The organism is Streptomyces purpureus, assembly GCF_014648195.1.
Taxonomy (GTDB): Bacteria; Actinomycetota; Actinomycetes; order Streptomycetales; family Streptomycetaceae; genus Streptomyces; species Streptomyces purpureus.
In genome coordinates this window covers 1-1,795 of sequence record NZ_BMQQ01000071.1, presented here as the reverse complement: position 1 = coordinate 1,795, position 1,795 = coordinate 1, and the positions used below count along the sequence as shown (strand labels likewise).

The following is a 1,795-nucleotide window of genomic DNA, read 5'->3' as shown; positions in this document are numbered from 1 at the left end:
GGATGCTGTTGGCGAATTCGGGGGTTGGTTCTACTTCGCCCCGTCGAGCGTGAGCTCGGCGGGGCGAAGTGCTGCGAAGTGGCTGGTGCGGGTGCGGGCTCGGGGTGTGTCGGTGAGGTGGGCGTCGATGCGGGCGAGGTTGATCGCGGCGCCGGTGAGCTGGTGCTGCAGGGCGGTCTTCGCGAGGCCCCGGTAGCGGGATCTGCGCAGGCCGCAGCGCTGGGCGGCTTGGGAGATGGTGCCTTCGACTCCGGCTCGGGTCTTGTAGCGCTCTTTCCAGGTGTCGGTGTCCTGCTCGGCACGGGCTTGGCGGAGAGCCTCGTGTTCTGCACGGGGCCGCAGGGTCAGGCGCCGGCCGACGCTGGAGGTGGTGCACTGCTCGCGGACCGGACAGGGGCGGCAGTCTCCGCCTTTGAACCGGACCCGGATCACCGGGGTGCCTTCGGGAGAGTGGTCGGGGTTCCAGCAGGTTGCGGTCTTGCCACCCGGGCAGGTGACCTGCTCGGCTGCCCAGTCGATGGTGAAGTCGTCGGCGGTGAACCCGCCGCCTGCGGCGGCCTGGTGGCTGACGATCCCGGCGACCGGACCGGTGAGGGTCAGGCCGTACTCGCGGCGGGCGCTGACCAGCACGTGTGCGTCGATGTATCCGGCGTCGACCAGATGCTCGCCGGGCAGACGGCCCGTTTCGGCCAGGCGGGCATGCACGGCCTCGGTCATCGAGAAGTCGGGAACCGTCGCGTTGGTGGTGGCCACGTTCGTGATCAGGTTCGGCGCGCCCGGGTCGCAGGTCTCGGTGAGGTGGACCTTGTATCCGGCCCAGGCCGTGTCCCGCTTGAGGCTGTTGCGTGCCTCCATGTCATAGGGGCTGACCAGGCATGTCGTGCCCGGCGGTCGGTCTTTTGGGTCCCGCCGCCTCACCTCGCCCTCGACCTCGTGGAAGTTCTGCACCCACATCCGGCGCAGATGCTCCACCTGGGGAAGCTCCCGCAGATCCCGCGGCGCGTGGCGCGACCAGACGGCCTGAAGCAGCCGCGTCCCGTCCCGTCCGATCCGCAGTCCCATCTCGTCCCGCTTGGCGCGAGCCTTGGGGAACCGGGAGTCCTCGGCCCTGGTGGCGTAGTGCTTGAACCAGTCCGGCTCAGCAACCTCGACCAGCCAGTCCGGGGCCGCTTGGGCCAGCGTGTTCAACGCCGAGCGCAGTGTCTCCGCGACCCGCTCCAGCCAGGCAACCTCCCGGGCTGCCGTCAGCACGTGGGTGGAGTCGGTCCTCGCCCGGCCTGCCGTCTTGAGCAGCCCTTTCTCCCCGGCCGCCGTCAGGATGCCGTCCAGCACCCGCCGCCCCGCATCCGCCTGGACCAGACGATCCCGAAACTCCGACAGCACCGAGAAATCGAACCCCGGATCACCCAGTTCCAGCCCGAGGGCGTATTTGAAGTCGATCCTCGCCCGCACCGCCTCCGCCGCCTGCCGGTCGGTCAACCCCTCCACGAACTGCAACACCGAAACCAGGGCCAACCGCCCCGGTGACCAGGCAGGCTTCCCCCGAGAGGGGAACAGATCCGCGAACTCCTCGTCTCTGAACAACGGCCCCAACTCATCCCGCACCCGGATCGCCAGGCTCCCCTTCGGGAACGCGGCCCGCGCCACCCGCACCGTCTCCACCGGGACCTCGTTCGGCCCGCTCGGCTGCATCGACACCCGCACCCACCCCATACGACAACGTCGGCCTTCAAGACCACAACCAGGTCTTGAAGGCCGACGTCACGCGAGCCCCCGAATTCGCCAACAGCATCCG

At 69.4% G+C, this 1,795-nt stretch carries 1 protein-coding gene; it reads right to left on the bottom strand.

Annotated elements, in window-relative coordinates:
• Positions 1 to 30: 30 nt before the first annotated feature.
• Positions 31 to 1,698, bottom strand: coding sequence for an IS1182 family transposase (locus tag IEZ01_RS34385; RefSeq protein WP_189205714.1), 1,668 nt, complete (start codon positions 1,696 to 1,698; stop codon positions 31 to 33).
• Positions 1,699 to 1,795 lie beyond the last annotated feature (97 nt).